Here is a 17200-nt window from a genome sequence, read left to right as displayed (position 1 = left end):
TTGTTGACCTCCAGGGGTGGGCGGGAACGTCCCGCACGGCTCAGTGCGGCTGGGGCGCCCGGTCGGCGAGACGACGGATCGCGGACATCGGGACAGGGAGCCACGTGGGGCGGTTTCCGGACTCGTACACGACCTCGTAGACCGCCTTGTCGGTCTCGAAGGCGCGCAGCAGCACCGGTTCGGCGCGCGGGTCGACCGCACCGGCCTTGGCGTACCCGGCGCAGAAGGCGTCGCGGTTGCGCATCGCCCACTCCTCGGCCCGGCGCACCAGGTGCGGCGCGGGGCTCCCGGCGCCGCCCGCGCGGCGCTCGGCGAGCAGGTGACGCGCGGCGTAGTCGAAGGAGCGCAGCATCGCCGCGACGTCGCGCAGCGGCGAGTGCAGCGCCCGCCGTTCGACCAGCGGCTGGGCCGGCTCGCCCTCGAAGTCGATGAGCACCCACCGGGTGGCGGTGCGCATGACCTGGCCGAGGTGGAAGTCGCCGTGGATGCGCTGCAGCGGCACCGGGTGGTCCTCGCGGCCCAGGCGCGCCAGGTCGCGGTACGCGTCGCGCAGCCGGTCCGCGAACGGCGCGAGGTCGGCCACGACCTCCGTCGCTGAGTCCAGGCGGCGGCTCATCTGCTCGGCGAGGGCCGCGAGCTGCTCCTCGCCGGCGGTCTCGGTGGGCAGCGTACGGGCCAGGTCCGCGTGCACCTCGGCGGTGGCCACGCCGAGCCGGAAGGACTCCCCGGCGAAGTCGCCGCCGACCTCGTGGGCGCGCAGCGCGTCCGCCGAGCCGATGCCGTGCAGGTCCTGGTCGGCGTACAGGTCGCGGACCGAGGTCTTGGCCAGTTCCCAGCCGTCGGTGCCGGTGCGCAGGTACTCCTGGAGCAGGCCGAGGGTCGTGGTCTCGCCGCCGAACTCGGACTCGAACCAGGCGACCGGCTGCGGGATGCGCCGGGAGCCGGCGTCCGCGAGGGCGAGGCAGAGCTCCAGGTCCGGGTTGACCCCGGGGGTGAGCCTGCGGAACAGCTTCATGATGACGTCGTCGCCGAAGACGATCGAGGTGTTGGACTGCTCGGCGCCGACCACCAGACCGGCGAGCCGGGTGCGCGGCGGGCGGTCGGCGTACCGGTGGAAGACCAGCGGCCCGGCCGCGGTGGGCCGGTCGACCGCCGCGTCGGCGAACCGTTCCAGCAGCCACCGCGACAACTCGCTGTCGTGGGCGGCGTCGTAGAGCACCGTGCCGTCGTGCGTGCCCCCGCGCACCCGGCCGATCGTCGCGTAGTCGAGCCGGTCGATGCGCCACCGGCGCACGCCGAGGAGGAGTTGGTAGTGGTCGACGGCGGCCGGGTGCCCGGCCGCCTCCTCGTGCTCGACGGCGAGCACGACGTGGAACATCGCCGGATCGCCCCGGACCACCTCGACCGCGGAGACCACCCGGACCCCTCGGATCGTCCGGCCCTTGCCGGCGAACCATCTCTGCCGCGGCAGCCAGGGCAGCAGCTGTCCGCAGACGGCATCCACCGGAATACCGCGCAGGTCATGGGGTCGGGTGGACTCTGTCACAGCGTTCGCGCTCCCCGGGTGAGTCGGAACCAGTAGAAACCGTGCCCCGCCAGCGTCAAGAGATACGGAAGTTCGCCGATTGCCGGGAAAGTCACCCCGCCGAGCAGCTCGACGGGCTGGTATGTCTCGAACTGGCGCAGGTCGAGCTCGGTCGGCTGGGCGAACCGGGAGAAGTTGTGGACGCACAGCACGATGTCGTCCTCGTACTCGCGCAGGAACGCGAGAACCGACGGGTTGGACGAGGACAGTTCGTTGTAGACGCCCAGCCCGAAGGCCGGGTTCTGCTTGCGGACCTCGATCATCCGGCGGGTCCAGTGCAGCAGCGAGGACGCGCTGCTCATCTGGGCCTCGACGTTGGTGACCTGGTAGCCGTAGACCGGGTCCATGATGGTCGGCAGGTAGAGGCGGCCCGGATCGCACGCGGAGAACCCGGCGTTGCGGTCGGGCGTCCACTGCATGGGCGTACGCACGCCGTCGCGGTCGCCGAGCCAGATGTTGTCGCCCATGCCGATCTCGTCGCCGTAATACAGGACGGGCGAGCCCGGCAGCGACAGCAGCAGCGCGGTGAACAGCTCGATCTGGTTGCGGTCGTTGTCCAGGAGCGGCGCGAGGCGGCGGCGGATGCCGACGTTGGCGCGCATGCGCGGGTCCTTGGCGTACTCCGCGTACATGTAGTCGCGCTCTTCGTCCGTCACCATCTCGAGCGTCAGCTCGTCGTGGTTGCGCAGGAAGATGCCCCACTGGCAGTTGAGCGGGATCGACGGCGTGCCGGCCAGGATCTCTGAGACCGGGTAGCGCGATTCGCGGCGCACGGCCATGAAAATGCGCGGCATGACGGGGAAGTGGAACGCCATGTGGCACTCGTCGCCGTCGCCGAAGTAGTCGACGACGTCCTCCGGCCACTGGTTGGCCTCGGCGAGCAGCACCGTGTCGGGGTACTTGTCGTCGATCTCCTTGCGCACCCGCTTGAGGAACTCGTGGGTGGCCGGCAGGTTCTCGCAGTTCGTGCCCTCTTCGGCGAAGAGGTACGGGACCGCGTCGAGCCGGAAGCCGTCGATGCCCAGGTCGAGCCAGAACCGCAGGCCTGCGAGCATTTCCTCCTGGACGCGCGGGTTCTCGTAGTTCAGGTCCGGCTGGTGGCTGAAGAAGCGGTGCCAGAAGTACTGCTTGCGGACCGGGTCGTACGTCCAGTTGGACGTCTCGGTGTCCACGAAGATGATGCGGGCGTCGCCGTACTGCTTGTCGTCGTCGGCCCAGACGTAGTAGTCGCCGTACGGCCCGTCGGGGTTGTTGCGCGACTCCTGGAACCACATGTGCTGGTCGCTGGTGTGGTTCATGACGAAGTCGATGACGACCCGCATGCCGCGCTTGTGCGCCGCGTCGACGAACTCGACGAAGTCGGCCAGGTCCCCGAACTCCGGCAGCACCGCCGTGTAGTCGGCGACGTCGTAGCCGCCGTCGCGCAGCGGCGACGCGAAGAACGGCGGCAGCCACAGGCAGTCGACACCCAGCCATTGCAGGTAGTCGAGCTTGGCCGTCAGACCCTTCAGGTCGCCGCAGCCGTCGCCGTTGCTGTCCTGGAACGAGCGGACCAGGACCTCGTAGAAGACCGCGCGCTTGAACCACAGCGGGTCGCGGCGGCTGCGGGGTGTGTCGTCAAAAGTGTCGGAGATGGGTTCATTGACGATCACGGGTTGTTCCTCCGGACCGAGAAGAGATGCGCGGGTTCGAGTGCCGGGTCGAGGCGCACATAGTTGTGCTGACCCCAGCGGTAACTCGCCCCGGTGAACTCGTCGTGCACCGGGAACGTGTCCTGCCAGTCCATGCCGAGGGAAGGCATGTCCAAGGACACGGTGGCCTCGTGGATCGCGTGGGGGTCGAGGTTCACCACGACCACCACGAGATCGTCCGCAGCACCCGTTCGGGTGCGCTTGGAGAAGGCCATCACCGCATCGTTGTCGGTGTGATGGAATCTGAGGTTTCGCAGATGTTGCAGCGACGGATGGTGTCGGCGCACCCGGTTAAGAATCGTCAGGTACGGCGACAGCGACCGCCCCTCGCGCTCCGCCGCCGCCCAGTCCCGCGGGCGGTACTGGTACTTCTCGGAGTCGAGGTACTCCTCGCTCCCCGGCGCCACCGCGACGTGCTCGAACAGTTCGAACCCCGCGTACACGCCCCAGGTCGGGGACAGCGTGGCGGCCAGCGCGGCCCGGATCTTGAAGGCCGCCGGCCCGCCGTACTGGAGTGACGCGTGCAGGATGTCCGGCGTGTTGACGAAGAAGTTGGGTCGCATGTACGCCGCAGCGTCGCCGGACAGCTCGGTCAGGTACTCCTGGAGCTCGTCCTTGCCGGTACGCCAGGTGAAGTACGTGTAGGACTGCTGGAACCCGATCTTCGCCAGCGTGTGCATCATCGCCGGCCGGGTGAACGCCTCGGCCAGGAAGATCACGTCGGGGTCGCGCCCGTTGACCTCGGCGATGACCTTCTCCCAGAAGACCACCGGCTTGGTGTGCGGGTTGTCGACGCGGAAGATCCGCACGCCGTGCTTCATCCAGAAGCGCAGCACCCGCAGCGTCTCGCGCACGATGCCCTGGAAGTCCTCGTCGAAGTTGACCGGGTAGATGTCCTGGTACTTCTTCGGCGGGTTCTCCGCATAGGCGATCGATCCGTCAGCCCTTCGGGTGAACCACTCGGGGTGCTTCTCGACCCACGGGTGGTCCGGCGAGACCTGGAGCGCGAAGTCGAGCGCGACCTCCAGACGCAGTTCGCGGGCCCGCGCCACGAACGCGTCGAAGTCCTCGATGGTGCCCAGGTCGGGGTGCACGGCGTCGTGGCCGCCCTCCGGCGAGCCGATCGCCCACGGCGACCCGGGGTCGTGCGGCCCGGCCTCCAGCGTGTTGTTGGGCCCCTTGCGGTACGCCGTGCCGATCGGGTGAATCGGCGGCAGGTACACGACGTCGAAGCCCATCGCGGCGATCGAGGGCAGGCGCTCCATCGCGGTGCGGAAGGTCCCGGAGCGGGGCGGCAGGACGCCCGCGGGGTCGACCTCGGCGCCCTCCGAGCGCGGGAAGAACTCGTACCACGAGCCGAACAGCGCGCGCTGCCGCTCGACCTGGAGCGGGAACCGGGGGCTGGAGGTCACCAGTTCGCGCAGCGGGTGGGCGGCCAGCGCGGCGGTCACCGAGGGGGCCAGGGCCGCGGCGAGGCGTACCTCCGGCTCCTTCCCGGTGTCGCGGAGCACGTCGACCGCGTCCAGCACCGGCGCCCGGCCGGCGCGCTTGGGCACGCCCTCGGCGGCGCGCTCCAGCAGCAGCGCGCCCTCCTCGAGCATGAGCTCGACGTCCATCCCGGCCGGCACCTTGATCTCGGCGGCGTGCCGCCAGGTGCCGATCGGATCGCTCCACGCCTCGACCGCGTACGACCACATGCCCTCCGACGGCGGAGTGATCTCCGCGTGCCATCTGTCGGTGCCGGGCGCGCCCTGCCTCATCGGCAGGTACGGGCCCTGGCGTCCGCGGCGATCGCGGAGCACGAGGTTCACGCCGAGGGCGTCGTGTCCTTCGCGGAACACCGTCGCGGTGATCTCGAAGGACTCGCCCGCGACACAGCGCGCGGGGCGCGTGCCGCAGTCGACGAGGGGCTGGACGTCGAGGATGGGGATGCGACCGATCATCGGCTCCGGTCCTGCTGCGTGGGGAACGGCGGGTGCGTGGGCCGTGGCAGCGGCGGCTCGGGTCGCGCCCGGCTTCTTCGCGGGTGCGGCCGCGGTCGTCTTCCGAGGGGATCGGACCGGCGCACCCGGACGCTTCCTGGCCGCACTGCCCATGCCCACGCTCCTGCTCGACTGCCCGGTAACGGCGATTGCGACACGTGATCTCACCCGCGAAGAGGTGGGCGAGGGACGCGCTCGTTCAACGATCACGACGGCAGGCGGGGCACGGTCCAAACGGCGCAATTACCGCATGGATACCGTCCGCTGGGCCTGCGGCTGGTTCAGTTGTCGGCACTTTCTGCAAGATCTTGCCATCCCTGCAAACACCACGCATCCACTGTCGCAAGTCATGCCGGGTTCCGGCTAGGGTCTGGTGGCTGTGAGAGCAATCCGCCGTTTCACCGTGCGCACGGTTCTGCCCGCTCCACTGGAGCCCCTCGGCCAGCTGGCGATGAACCTCCGCTGGTCCTGGCACGCGGAAACCCGTGACCTGTTCGAGTCCATCGACCCGGAGACCTGGGCCGCAGTCGGCCAGGATCCCGTCCGCCTGCTCGGCGCGGTGCCGACCGACAAGCTCGCCGCGCTCGCCGAGGACCGCAGATTCCTGGCCCGACTGACGGTCGCGGCGGGGGATCTCAACGACTACCTGACCGGTGCCCGCTGGTACCAGTCGCTGCCCGAGCCGGGCAGCGCCCCCGACGGCGCCCCCGCCGCGATCGCCTATTTCTCCCCCGAGTTCGGCATCACCGCGGCCCTGCCGCAGTACTCCGGCGGCCTCGGCATCCTGGCCGGGGACCACCTCAAGGCCGCGAGCGACCTCGGCGTCCCGATCATCGGCGTCGGTCTGCTCTACCGGCACGGCTACTTCCGGCAGTCGCTGTCGCGCGACGGCTGGCAGCAGGAGCGCTACCCGCTGCTCGACCCCAACGAACTCCCGCTCACGCTGGTCCGGCACCCGGACGGTACGCCGGCCCGCATCCTCATCGGCCTGCCCGGCGGCCGCGAACTGCACGCCCGCATCTGGAAGGCGCAGGTCGGACGCGTCCCGCTGCTGCTGCTCGACTCCGACATCGAGGAGAACGAGCCCTTCGAGCGCGAGGTGACCGACCGGCTGTACGGCGGCACCAGCGAGCACCGCCTGCACCAGGAAATGCTGCTCGGCATCGGCGGCGTCCGCGCCGTCCGCGAGTTCTGCGCGCTCACCGGCCACCCCCAGCCCGAGGTCTTCCACACCAACGAGGGCCACGCCGGGTTCCTGGGCGTCGAGCGCATCCGCGAGTACCACGAAAGCAGCGGCCTCGACTTCGACGCCGCCCTCGAAGCGGTCCGCGCCGGGACGGTGTTCACCACCCACACCCCGGTACCGGCGGGCATCGACCGCTTCGACCGCGAGCTGATCGCCCGGCACTTCGGCGGCGACAACGAAGCCCCCGGCGTACCCGTCGAGCGGGTGCTCGCGCTGGGCGCCGAGACGTTCCCGGGCGGCGAGCCGGGCGTGTTCAACATGGCCGTCATGGGCCTGCGGCTGGCCCAGCGCGCCAACGGCGTCAGCGAACTGCACGGGCACGTCAGCCAGGGCATGTTCGCGGGACTGTGGCCGGGATTCGACCCCGCCGAGGTGCCCATCGGGTCGATCACCAACGGCGTGCACGCCCCCACCTGGGTGGACCGCGACGTCCTCGAGCTGGCGGCCCGCGAGATCGGCCCGGAGCTGACCGAGGAGGCGCACGGCTGGACCGCGATCGAGCAGATCCCGGCCCAGGCCGTGTGGGACCTGCGGCGCACGCTGCGGGCGAAGCTGGTCACCGAGGCCCGCGTACGGCTGCGCGACTCGTGGCGCCTGCGCGGCGCCGGCGACGCGGAACTCGGCTGGACCGAGCACGCGTTGGACCCCGACGTGCTGACCATCGGGTTCGCCCGGCGCGTGCCGTCGTACAAGCGCCTCACCCTCATGCTGCGCGACAAGGAGCGCCTGCGCGGCCTGCTGCTGCACCCCACCCGCCCGATCCAGATCGTCGTCGCGGGCAAGGCGCACCCGGCCGACGAGGGCGGCAAGCGGCTCGTCCAGGAGCTGGTGAAGTTCTCCGACCAGGAGGACGTGCGCCACCGCATCGTCTTCCTGCCCGACTACGACATCGCCATGGCGCAGCACCTCTACCCGGGTTGCGACGTCTGGCTCAACAACCCGCTGCGCCCGCTGGAGGCGTGCGGCACGTCGGGCATGAAGGCCGCGCTCAACGGGTGCCTCAACCTGTCGATCCTCGACGGCTGGTGGGACGAGTGGTACGACGGCTCGAACGGCTGGGCCATCCCCACCGCCGACGGCGTCGAGGACCCGGACCGCCGCGACGACCTGGAGGCCAACGCCCTCTACGACCTGGTCGAGCACAACGTGGCGGCCCGGTTCTACGACCGGGGGCCGGACGGACTGCCGAGCCGGTGGCTCGAAATGGTCCGCCACACCCTGGTGTCGCTGGGCCCGAAGGTCCTCGCGTCGCGCATGGTCAAGGACTACGTCGACAGCCTGTACGCGCCGGCCGCGCTCGGCGCCCGTTCCATGGCGGCCGACGAACTGGTCGGGGCGAAGACCCTGGCGGCCTGGAAGGCCGAGGTCCGCGGTGCGTGGCCGCAGGTCCGCGTGGACCACGTCGAGTCCGGCGGGATAGGAGACGCCCCCGAGGTCGGCAACACGCTCGACCTGCGGGTGTTCGTGAGCCTGGGCGACCTGCGCCCCTCGGACGTCGAGGTGCAGGTCGTGCACGGCCGGGTCGACGGCGCCGACGCGATCGTGGACGGGGCGGTGGCCCCGCTCAAGCCGGTACGCCGCGACGAGCACGGCCGCTGGTTCTACGAGGGGTCGCTCGCCTTGGACCGAACGGGTCCGTTCGGCTACACCGTTCGGGTGATGCCCGCCCACGCGCTGCTGGCGACTCCGGCGGAACTCGGACTCATCGCCGTCCCGGCGGACGGCGAAGGCGTCGCCGACGGACTGCCGTTGCGCTGAACGAGTGATCCTCGGCCGCAGTCCGGGTGATCACGCGGGTCGGGGCGGTGCTGCGTGTGTTCGAGTGTGCCGCCGCTACCGGCTCATCGTCGTCGTAGGCCGTAGTAGCCGACGCCGCCGAGCAGGGCGACGCCCAGGACGATGCCGACCGGCAGCGCGATCTTGCTCGCCGTCGAATCGTCGTCCTCGGCCGACGCGGACTTGCCGGGCAGGTCGACGCTCTCGCCGCCCTTGCCGGTCTGCTCCTTGCCGTTCTGGCCGGAGTTCCCGGTCGCCTGGCCGCCGGTCGCGGCCTGGCCCTGGCTGCCGCCGGTCGCCGCGGCGCCCGCGGTCTCGCCGTCGAACGCGAAGACCGGGTCGGTGCCGGGACGCGGCGTACCGCCGACCTCGATGCTCAGGTCGATCGGCACGACCAGGCCCATGCCCTCCTCCGGGGGCTCGGCGACCTGGAGTTGGATGTAATAGGTGCCGGGCACGGCGTACCCGTTCGGGTCGAAGCTGCCGGCGTCCTCCGGACGGGCGATCTGCCAAGGCCCGCACGTCCGCTCGAAGCGGCCCTTCTCGCGCTGGATCAGCTTGACGACGCTGGAGTCCTTGGAGTCGCACGTCGTCGGGTTGCGGGTGGCGTTGAAGATCTTCACGCTCCACCCCGCCGTGATGCTGTTGGGGAAGTCGTGCGGGATGTCGACGCCCGCCTTGACCGTGAGCTGCTGCCCGGCCTTCAGGTCCACGCGCCAGAACGGCGCCTCGCCGACCGCGATGCTCTGCTTGTACGTCCCCGGCCCGATCGGCGTCGCGCTGTTGAACGAGAAGCCGCCCACCGCGTCGGGCCCGGTCTTCACCGGGACGTCCTTCGCCGTGGCCCCGCCGCTCTTCGTCTCCGCGATACCGACCAGCAGTTCGAGGGGCATCGGCATGTCGCCCGCATCGGTGACCTTGTTCTCGATCATGATGCAGCCGATGTCGTTCGGCGGCGGCGTGCCCTTGTCGTCCGGCTTGCTGCGCGCGCCCGCGGTGATCACGTTCGCCCAGCCCACCGACTGCTCGTACTGCCGCAGCCAGTCGTCCGGGTCCCCGCTGCCGACGGTCCCGGCCTGCACCGTCAGACCGGCGCCGCGCCCGTAGCCCTCCTCCGCGACGGCCGTCGCGGAGACCTGGAGGAGCTGGTCCGGACGTTTCTTGACCTGGTAGTACACATCGCGCCCGCCGGTGAGGTTGTCCAGGTACTGCCCCGGCGTGATCATCGGCGCGTCGGCGCAGCCCTCGATCGAGCCCTTGATGGGCGTGCCGGTCGCCTGGTACGTCGTCCACGCCTTGCGGAAGAGCGTGCTCAGGTTCGTGGTGAGCGCGTCGGCGTTGTCCGCGTCGGCATACGACCCGCCGCTCACCTGGGCGATGCACTTGAGTTGGTCGCGGGCGGCGCCGCTGGTCTTGAAGCCGACCGCGTCGACGGCCAGGTCTATGCCCTGGGCCTTGAGTTCGCGGGCCACGTCGCAGGGCGGCGGGGGAGCACAGGTGTCCTCGCCGTCGGAGACCAGCACGATGCGGCGTTTGCCGTTCGTACCGACGTCCTTGGCCGCCTCGCGCAACGCGACGCCGATGGGCGTGAAGCCCACGGCGTTCATGGCGGCGACGCGCTGCTTCGCGTCGGTGCGCGCGGCGGCGTCCATGGTCTTGACCGGAAAGAGCTGCTGGGTGTCCGCGCAGCCCGGGCCCTTGTCCTGGCCGCTGTACGTGGCCCCGTACACCCGCAGGCCCAACTGCGCGCTCTCCGGCGCGGTGTCGATGATGCGGCCCACCGCCTGCTTGGCGGCGGCGAGGCGGGTCTGGCCGCCCGCGTCGTTCTCCTTCATCGAACCGGACAGGTCCAGCACCAGTTCGATCTTCGGTGGGGGTTCGCCCTCGGCCGGCGCCGCGTGGGCACTGGTGGCGGAGGGCAGGAGCCCGCCGAGCACGAGGGCCGGTACGGCGAGCGCCGTGGCCCGCATGCGACGGTTTCTGGTGTTCATGGCTCCATTTCCTTCGTCGTGGTTCTCGGTGCCCGCGTCGCGGTGGTGTTCCGGCGCGTCGTTTCACGCGTCCGTTCACGCGTTCGTTCGATGTGCCGGCCCGGTGAGCCGGTGAGTTCAGCGGCGCCGCAGGCCGTAGTAGCCGACGCCGCCGAGCAGCGCGACGCCCATGACGATGCCGATCGGCAGTGCCAGCTTCCGCGCCGAGGAGTCGTCCGAGCCGCCGTCTGCGGACGTCGACTCACCCGGCAACTCCGCCGTGCCCGACGCGCCTTCCGTGCCTTTCCCGCCCTGCGTGCCCGGCTGCTGCGACCCGTTGCCGGGGGCGCCGGACCCGCCGGTCCCCCCGGTCCCGCCCGTCGTGGGCGCGTTGCCGGTCCCGTTCGCCGACTGCGCCGCACCGCTCCCGGGCGGCACCGAAGCGCCGCCGAAGTCGAAGACCGGGGCGGGTTCGGCGCGCGGCGTACCCTCGACGCCGACGACCATGTCGATGGGGACGACGCGCCCGACGGCGCTCTCGGCGGGCTCGGCGACGGCGAGCTGGATGTAGTAGGTCCCGGGGGTGGCGTACTCGAAGTTGTTGCTCCGGATCTCCTCGGGGTCGGCGATCTCCCAGGGCCCGCACGACACTTCGAAGCGGCCCTTCAGGCGGTCGAAGAGCTGGATGCGGCCGGAGGAGTCGGTGGCGCAGATCGTCTCCTTCCGCATCTCGTTGAACGTCGCGACGGTGAACGCCATCGTGGTGGCGTACGGGAAGTCCCCGGGCGTCTCGACACCGCCCTTGATCGACAGGCGCTGTCCCGGCCGCACGTCGACGCGCCACATCGGGAACTCGCCGACCGTGAGGTTCTGCCGGTACGTGCCGGGGGCGATCGGCGTCGCGTTCTGGAACGAGGAGCCGCCCACCGCGTCGGCTCCGGTACGCACCTGCTGCGGCGCCTGCGGTACGGCCGCCTTCGCGGGGTCGCCGTCGGCGAGGCCGATCAGCAGTTCGACGGGGAACGCCGGGTCGTCCTTGGCGCTGATGCGGTTGTTGATCCTGATGCAGCCCATGTCGTCGGGCGGCAGCGGACGGGGGTCGTCGTCCGGGTCCTGGACTTCGCTCCGGGCACCCGTGGAAAGGACGTTCGCCCAACCGACCACCGTGGCGAACGAGCGCAGCCAGCCCTCCGGCTTGGTGTCGGCCGGCATCGGTCCGGCGAACACCTCGATGCTGGAGCTTCGGGTGAAGCGGTGTGCCAGCACGACCGTCGTGCTGACCTGGAGGAGCTGGCCGGGGGCCTTCTTCACGCGGTAGTAGAGATCCTTCTCACCGGGCAGGCTGTCCACGTACTGGCCGGGCGTCACGACCGGCGCGTCCTTGCAGTCGACCGTCGAGCCTTTCACGGGTGTTCCCGAGGTCTGGTAGCTCTTGCCCCGGTAGTCCTCCGGTTCGGCCGATGCGGAGGACGCGGGCAGGATTCCGACGAGCATGAGCACGGGTATTGCGAGCACGGCGGCGCGCGAGCGTCGTGTTCGGATGGTCATGGACTCCGGCTCCTTGTCGTCGCTCCCATGCCGCAAACTCCGCGGAGCCACGATCGTAGGGATCATGCGGCGCGGCAGACAGCACTAGGGACCCTCGCGTATCCCTCGTGACCTGCCGGTCGTGCCGGTCCTGCCGTGCGTGCCGTGCGTGAAGCGCTTCACGCACGACAGGCACGGCCCACACGACAGGCACGACAGGCACGACAGGCACGACACGACCATCGATCAGCGCCGTCGCAGACCGTAGTAGCCGACGCCCGCGAGCAGCAGTACGGCGGCCGCGATACCGACGGGCAGCGCGAGTTCCTCCGCGGTGGACTTGTCGTCCCGTGCCGCCGACGTCGGCTCGCCGGCCAGTTCGGCGCCGTTCGCCCCCGGTGTCTGGCCGGGCCGGGACGCGCCGGCCGCGCTGCCGTCACCGCCGGTGGCCGCGGCACCGTTCCCGGTCCCGGTCGACGCCGGCGTACCGCCGAAGTCGAAGACGAGCCGGGGCTCGGTGCGCGGCGTGCCGTCGACGGCCACGGTCAGGTCGACCGGGATCACCGCGCCCAGCGCCTCTTCGGGCAGCGAGCCGAGGCCCAGCGCGATGTAGTACGTGCCCGGCTCGCTGAACCCGGCGTTCTGGACGCTCGTGTCGTTCGGCTTGGCGATCTCCCAGGTGTCGCACACCTTTTCGACGCGGCCGGTGCGTGAGCCGATCAGCTCGATCGCGCCCCGGCTGGTGGAGCAGCCCACGCTGTCGCGCTGCGGGTTGAACAGCAGGACGCCGAGCCCGGAGTTGGGCGAGTACGGCAGGTCCGCGGGGATCTGCGCCCCGGCCTTGACGGTCAGGCGCTGCCCGGCCTTGAGGTCGACGCGCCAGATCGGCCACTCGCCGACGGCGATGCTCTGCTTGTGCGTACCGGCGCCGATCGGGGTGGCGCTGTTGAAGGAGAAGCCGCCGGTCGCGTCCGCACCGGTTTTGGGGGTCGGCGCGGCCACGGACTTGCCGGCGCTCTTGGCGAGGTCGGCGTCCGCGAGGCCGATCTGGAGTTCGAGCGGGAAGCGCTTCTCCGTCGGGTCGGTCACGTGGTTCTCGATCATCACGCAGCCCTCGTCGCCGGGCACCGAGTCGGGGGTGGAGCCGGGCTTGGGAGCCTCGGTCCGGCCGCCGACGGACAGCACGTTCGCCCATCCGGTGCTCTGGCTGAAGGCGCGCATCCACCCGCGCGGGTCGCCCGTCGGGGTCATGGGCCCGGCGTCGATCTCGATGTTCGAGTGCTGGATCGACGGCGTCAGCGCGACCGTGGCGCTCACCTGGAGGATCTGGTCGGGTGTCTTCTTGACGCGGTAGTACTGCTTGCCGCCCGTGGTGACGGCGTCGAGGTACTGCCCGGGCCCGATCAGCGGTGCCTCGGCGCAGTTGGTGGTCGAGGCCTGCACCGGAATCCCGGTGGCGTTGTACGTCGTCCAGGCACGGCGGAACAGGGTGCTCAGGTTGGCGGTGAGCGCGTCGGCGTCGGCCGCGTCCGCGTACTCGCCCCCGGACACCTGGGCGATGCACTTGAGCTGGTCGCGGGCGGCGCCGCTGGTCTTGAAGCCGACGACGTCGACGGCCAGGTCGATGCCCTGGGCCTTGAGTTCGCGGGCCACGTCGCAGGGCGGCGGGGGTGCGCAGGTGTCCTCGCCGTCGGAGACCAGCACGATGCGGCGCTTGCCGTCGGTGCCGACGTCCTTGGCCGCTTCGCGCAGGGACACCCCGATGGGGGTGAAGCCGACCGCGTTCATCCCGGCCACGCGCTGCTTCGCGGCGGTACGCGCGGCGGCGTCCATGGTCTTGACCGGGAACAACTGCTGGGTGTCCGCGCAACCTTCGGGTTTGTTCTCGCCCGCGTAGGTGGCGCCGTAGACGCGCAGTCCGAGGGCGGCGTCGGCAGGTGCGGTGTCGATGATGCGGCCCACCGCCTGCTTGGCGGCCGCGAGGCGGGTCTGACCGCCCGCGTCGTTCTCCTTCATCGAACCGGACAGGTCCAGCACCAGTTCCATCTTCGGCGGCGGCCCGGCCTCCGCGGCCGAGGGCGCGACCGGCGCGGCAGGTGTGGACGGTGCGGCGGGCGCGGCCTGGGCGGCACCGGCGGACAGAAAGCCCCCGAGCATGAGAGCCGGGAGCACGAGCACCGAGGCACGCGTACGTCGGGTTCGGACGGTCATGGACCTGCTTCCTTCGTCGTGGCGGACCCCGAGCGTATGGATCATCGGCGAGCTTGCGGCCGGTCAGGGACCCTCGCGTATCCCTTGACGGGTTCCCGTCGCTCAGCCGAGGAGGTCGCGGATGCGTTCGATCGTGCCGGCATCGGGCGCTCGCAGGGTCGGCGCGGCGCGCCGTGCGTCCGGTTGCCCGGGCGGCCCAGGTAGCCGAGGCGACCCAGGCGACCCAGGCGGCGCCGGGGGCACCGGCAGCACAGACGACGCGGCGGCGTCCCCGAGCCGGGCCGCATCCCACGGACGCGGCGCCCAGACGGGCGCGTTCGACGGTACGTGCGGGACCAGCGACGGCAGGGTGAACGGCCCGTCGGGCTCGTCGCGGTCGGGAGTGCGGCGGCAGGAGCTGGTGATCCAGACCGCGACATGCGTCTGCGGCCGCACGGTGAAGACGGAGAACGCGAAGCCGTCCCGGTCGTCCACGACCCCCTTCAGCTCCCACTGGCCGACCGCGTCCGGACGGTACGCGGCCGCCTCGGGGTTCCGGTAGCGGCGGACCCGGAACCGGTTGCGCCGCACGAAGTCGTGCATGCCGGCGAAGGCGCCGTGCTGGTTGTCGCCGAGGGCCCGGAAGCCGCCCAGCACGAGCACGCGATAGTAGCCCTCGGCACGCTCCCGGGGGTCCATCTCGCCCCCGCACGGCCCCGGCAAGATGTCGAGCGCGCCGTCCGACTCCTCGGCGCCGGACGCCAGTACGAACATCCGCAGGAGCTGGTAGCCGTCTTCGCGGGTGCGGGCGAGGGTGACGGTCGGGACTCCGAGCGGCGGCACGGTCACTTACGGGGTCCTGCCCATCATGATGTCGGCCTGACTCTGGATGCTCGTGTCGCCCTCGTACTCCGAGCGCATGTCCCAGTAGCTGAAATGGCCGCCGTCGTTCGCGGCGAAGCGGTGCGCGCCGAAATCGTCGTCGGTGGGCAACGTGCCGTGCAGGAAGCTGGACGCGGGCGCCTCCCAATCGTCCGGGGCGATTCCCACCCAGACCCGGTTCGGGTCGAAGTTGAGGTCGGAGGCGTGGTCGACCTGGACGCCGGGACTGCCTACGAACACGAGTTCGTCGGCGTCGAGTCCGTCGCCGTCGCGGGCCGCGTACGCGACGACGGACGTGCCGTAGCTGTGCCCGCCCACGGTCAGGTGCTGGTCCTTGGGCCCGGTGACCCGGGTGCCGTCCACGAAGCGGTCCAGCCGTCCGGCTCCCTCCTGCGCCCGGCCGGGGCCGGCGCCCGAGGACAACGAACCGGCCGTGAGCGAGAGTTCGGGGGAGTCGTAGTCGAGCCACACGATGACCGCGGCGTCGCCCGGCACACCCGGCGTGACCCGGTCGGCGACACGCTGGAGGTTGGTGGCCCGCTCCACCTGCTCGGTGAGTTTGCCGGCGACCGTGGTGTTGACGCCCGGCACGGTGATCGCGGTGTTCTTCGCGGTGTCGGGGTTGCCCACGGAGATGACCACCTCTCCGTCCCGCGTCCGGGTGCCGAACTTCAGCAGCATCAGCTGCTCTTCGGGACGGCGTTCCACGTTGCCCGCCATCACCTGGTTGATCTTCTGGAGGTTCTCCCACTCCTTGCGTTCGGCCGCGGTGGCCGTGCCCCCGGTGACGAGCGGACCCAGGTCGGCGAGCCGGGAGTTCAGCGCGGTCTGGTTCGCCTGATTGCGCACGGTCGCCGGTACGCCGTCCATCGCGCCCACCTCGTACGGGTAGTCGACGAGGAACGCCTGCCGCTCCGCCTCGGTCATCTGGGCCCACCAGGCCCCGGTCTGCTGCGGCGACATGCTGCCGAAGACGCTCTCGAGGTCCTGCTTCGCGTGCTTGAGCGCGGCGTCGTCGCCGCGTGCCACCTCCCCGGCGGCGAGCTTGGCGAGCAGGGCGGCATGGAGCGTGTCGGCCGCGGCGGCGTCGTCGAGGATGCCTTGGACGCGCTGGGCGTACCCGTCGAGCATCGACTGTACGGAGGACAGTTCCAGATCGTCGCGCAGGGCGGTGGGCGGCCGGGTCTCGGTGACGGTGAATCCGCCCGCGCCGTTGCCCGTGATCGTCACCCCGCTCGTCAACGCGGTGTGCACCTCGGCGAACAGGCGGTACTGGCAGTCGCTCAACGCCTCGACGGCGAAGTCGAGTTCGGCGGCGACGGCGCGGGCCTCGAGGGCGGCGATGCGGATCCGCCGCAGGGCGTCCTCGAGTTCGGGGTTGGCGAGGCCCGCGGCGTCGCCCTTCCACCCGGCATGCTCCGTCGCGCCGCAGACGCCGAGTTCGAAGTCGCGTACCACGATGTCGAGTTGGTTCATGGTCCGGCCCCACGTGTCGGCGTGCGACCGGAGCGAGTCGAACCGTGCGTCCTTCAGAGCGTCGTATGTGACCATCCGCGTATCCCCCCGCGTGTCACCCCACCGTGACGTGTGCGTGTCGTGCCTGTCGTGCCCGCTGTGCCTGTAGTGCCGGTCGTACCCGCTGTGCCTGTCGTGCCTGCCGGATCAGTTGCCTCAGCGCAGATTGCCGGCATTGCGTGCCTCGGCTTCCAAGTACGCGTTCGTCGTCGTACGGATCTTCGTGGCGCACTGCCGTGCGGCCTCGGAGACCAGGGCCAGTTCGCGGGACCAGGAGTCGGCCAGGGACCCCGCCTGAGTCGCCGTCCGGAATCCGGCCATGCCTGCGGGGGCGCCCTGTGCGAGTCCCGCGCTCAGCGCCAGCAGGCTGTCCGCACAGCCGTCGGCGCGGGACGCGGCCGGGAGCAACAGCCCGGACTGGACGGTGTATTTGCCGGCCCGGGCGGGATCGATGCCCGGCAGGTACCGGGGATCCGTCGGGTACGGGTTCACGCCGGGAGCGGGGGACGGGGTCGCGGGCGTGCCGGGCGTCCCCGGGCGCGTCGGCGCGGCGCCCGTCGGTGCCACGCCGGTCGGCTCCGGCGCGGGCGGCCCGGTGGGCTCGGGAGCGTGCCCGGGCGGTGGTTGATCGGCCATGACAAGTCCCCCGACTCATGTCCCCGACGGCGATACCGGGCGTCACTTTACTGACGGATCGCCCCAGGTGACAGGGATGAAGCCGGGAACGTCGGCTTCCGGTCGCGAAGGGTGGAAGTGCGGCCGATGCGGGGGAGGTTCCCGCGGCCCGGAGACTCGGTCGGCACCGGCACCGGCACCGGTGCCGGTGCCGGTGCCGG

Annotated in this window: 10 protein-coding genes; 1 reads left to right on the top strand and 9 read right to left on the bottom strand. The window is 71.0% G+C overall.

The features are described from left to right. Nucleotides 1-40: 40 nt before the first annotated feature. The 3 genes from ACWD12_RS00050 to ACWD12_RS00040 are packed head-to-tail and all read right to left on the bottom strand — an operon-like array spanning nucleotide 41 to nucleotide 5219. The gene (locus ACWD12_RS00050; protein WP_450097670.1) at nucleotides 41-1546 is read right to left on the bottom strand and encodes a maltokinase N-terminal cap-like domain-containing protein; all 1506 of its coding nucleotides are present in this window, start codon (nucleotides 1544-1546) and stop codon (nucleotides 41-43) included. Further along, the gene (treS, locus tag ACWD12_RS00045; protein ID WP_358349943.1) at nucleotides 1543-3237 is read right to left on the bottom strand and encodes a maltose alpha-D-glucosyltransferase; all 1695 of its coding nucleotides are present in this window, start codon (nucleotides 3235-3237) and stop codon (nucleotides 1543-1545) included. Before treS ends, ACWD12_RS00050 begins: the two co-directional genes overlap by 4 nt. Beyond that, the gene (locus ACWD12_RS00040; RefSeq protein WP_450097669.1) at nucleotides 3234-5219 is read right to left on the bottom strand and encodes an alpha-1,4-glucan--maltose-1-phosphate maltosyltransferase; all 1986 of its coding nucleotides are present in this window, start codon (nucleotides 5217-5219) and stop codon (nucleotides 3234-3236) included. The genes treS and ACWD12_RS00040 overlap by 4 nt, the downstream gene beginning before the upstream one ends. Nucleotides 5220-5637: 418 nt before the next feature. Here ACWD12_RS00040 and glgP point away from each other — a divergent pair, with 418 nt between their 5' ends. Continuing rightward, nucleotides 5638-8262, top strand: coding sequence for an alpha-glucan family phosphorylase (glgP, locus tag ACWD12_RS00035; protein ID WP_450098183.1), 2625 nt, complete (start codon nucleotides 5638-5640; stop codon nucleotides 8260-8262). A gap of 83 nt (nucleotides 8263-8345) precedes the next feature. On the opposite strand, the gene ACWD12_RS00030 is transcribed toward glgP, so the two are convergent. From ACWD12_RS00030 to ACWD12_RS00005, 6 genes are all read right to left on the bottom strand, one after another. Next, on the bottom strand, nucleotides 8346-10271 hold the full coding sequence (locus tag ACWD12_RS00030; RefSeq protein WP_450097668.1) for a VWA domain-containing protein: 1926 nt from the start codon (nucleotides 10269-10271) through the stop codon (nucleotides 8346-8348). Between the two features lie 117 nt (nucleotides 10272-10388). Continuing rightward, complete coding sequence (locus tag ACWD12_RS00025) at nucleotides 10389-11798, bottom strand: hypothetical protein (protein WP_450097667.1); 1410 nt, start codon at nucleotides 11796-11798, stop codon at nucleotides 10389-10391. 225 nt (nucleotides 11799-12023) lie between these two features. Beyond that, the gene (locus tag ACWD12_RS00020) at nucleotides 12024-13988 is read right to left on the bottom strand and encodes a VWA domain-containing protein (protein WP_450097666.1); all 1965 of its coding nucleotides are present in this window, start codon (nucleotides 13986-13988) and stop codon (nucleotides 12024-12026) included. 102 nt (nucleotides 13989-14090) lie between these two features. After that, a complete protein-coding gene (locus ACWD12_RS00015) occupies nucleotides 14091-14816 on the bottom strand; it encodes a hypothetical protein (protein WP_450097665.1) in 726 nt (241 codons plus the stop codon). After that, the gene (locus tag ACWD12_RS00010) at nucleotides 14817-16400 is read right to left on the bottom strand and encodes an alpha/beta hydrolase (protein WP_450097664.1); all 1584 of its coding nucleotides are present in this window, start codon (nucleotides 16398-16400) and stop codon (nucleotides 14817-14819) included. It abuts the gene before it with no gap. A gap of 120 nt (nucleotides 16401-16520) precedes the next feature. Further along, a complete protein-coding gene (locus ACWD12_RS00005; protein ID WP_450097663.1) occupies nucleotides 16521-17000 on the bottom strand; it encodes a hypothetical protein in 480 nt (159 codons plus the stop codon). Between the last annotated feature and the right edge of the window lie 200 nt (nucleotides 17001-17200).

It is taken from the genome of Streptodolium elevatio, from assembly GCF_053592165.1.
Note: the sequence above shows the minus strand (reverse complement) of the source record. Positions and strands in the feature narration are given on the sequence as shown.

What these genes read in the sequence shown, in the direction of transcription:
- ACWD12_RS00040 (WP_450097669.1), bottom strand. Translation starts at nt 5,219, where the DNA reads ATGATCGGTCGCATCCCCATCCTCGACGTCCAGCCCCTCGTCGACTGC.
- ACWD12_RS00030 (WP_450097668.1), bottom strand. Translation starts at nt 10,271, where the DNA reads ATGAACACCAGAAACCGTCGCATGCGGGCCACGGCGCTCGCCGTACCG.
- ACWD12_RS00025 (WP_450097667.1), bottom strand. Translation starts at nt 11,798, where the DNA reads ATGACCATCCGAACACGACGCTCGCGCGCCGCCGTGCTCGCAATACCC.
- ACWD12_RS00020 (WP_450097666.1), bottom strand. Translation starts at nt 13,988, where the DNA reads ATGACCGTCCGAACCCGACGTACGCGTGCCTCGGTGCTCGTGCTCCCG.
- ACWD12_RS00010 (WP_450097664.1), bottom strand. Translation starts at nt 16,400, where the DNA reads ATGGTCACATACGACGCTCTGAAGGACGCACGGTTCGACTCGCTCCGG.
- ACWD12_RS00005 (WP_450097663.1), bottom strand. Translation starts at nt 17,000, where the DNA reads ATGGCCGATCAACCACCGCCCGGGCACGCTCCCGAGCCCACCGGGCCG.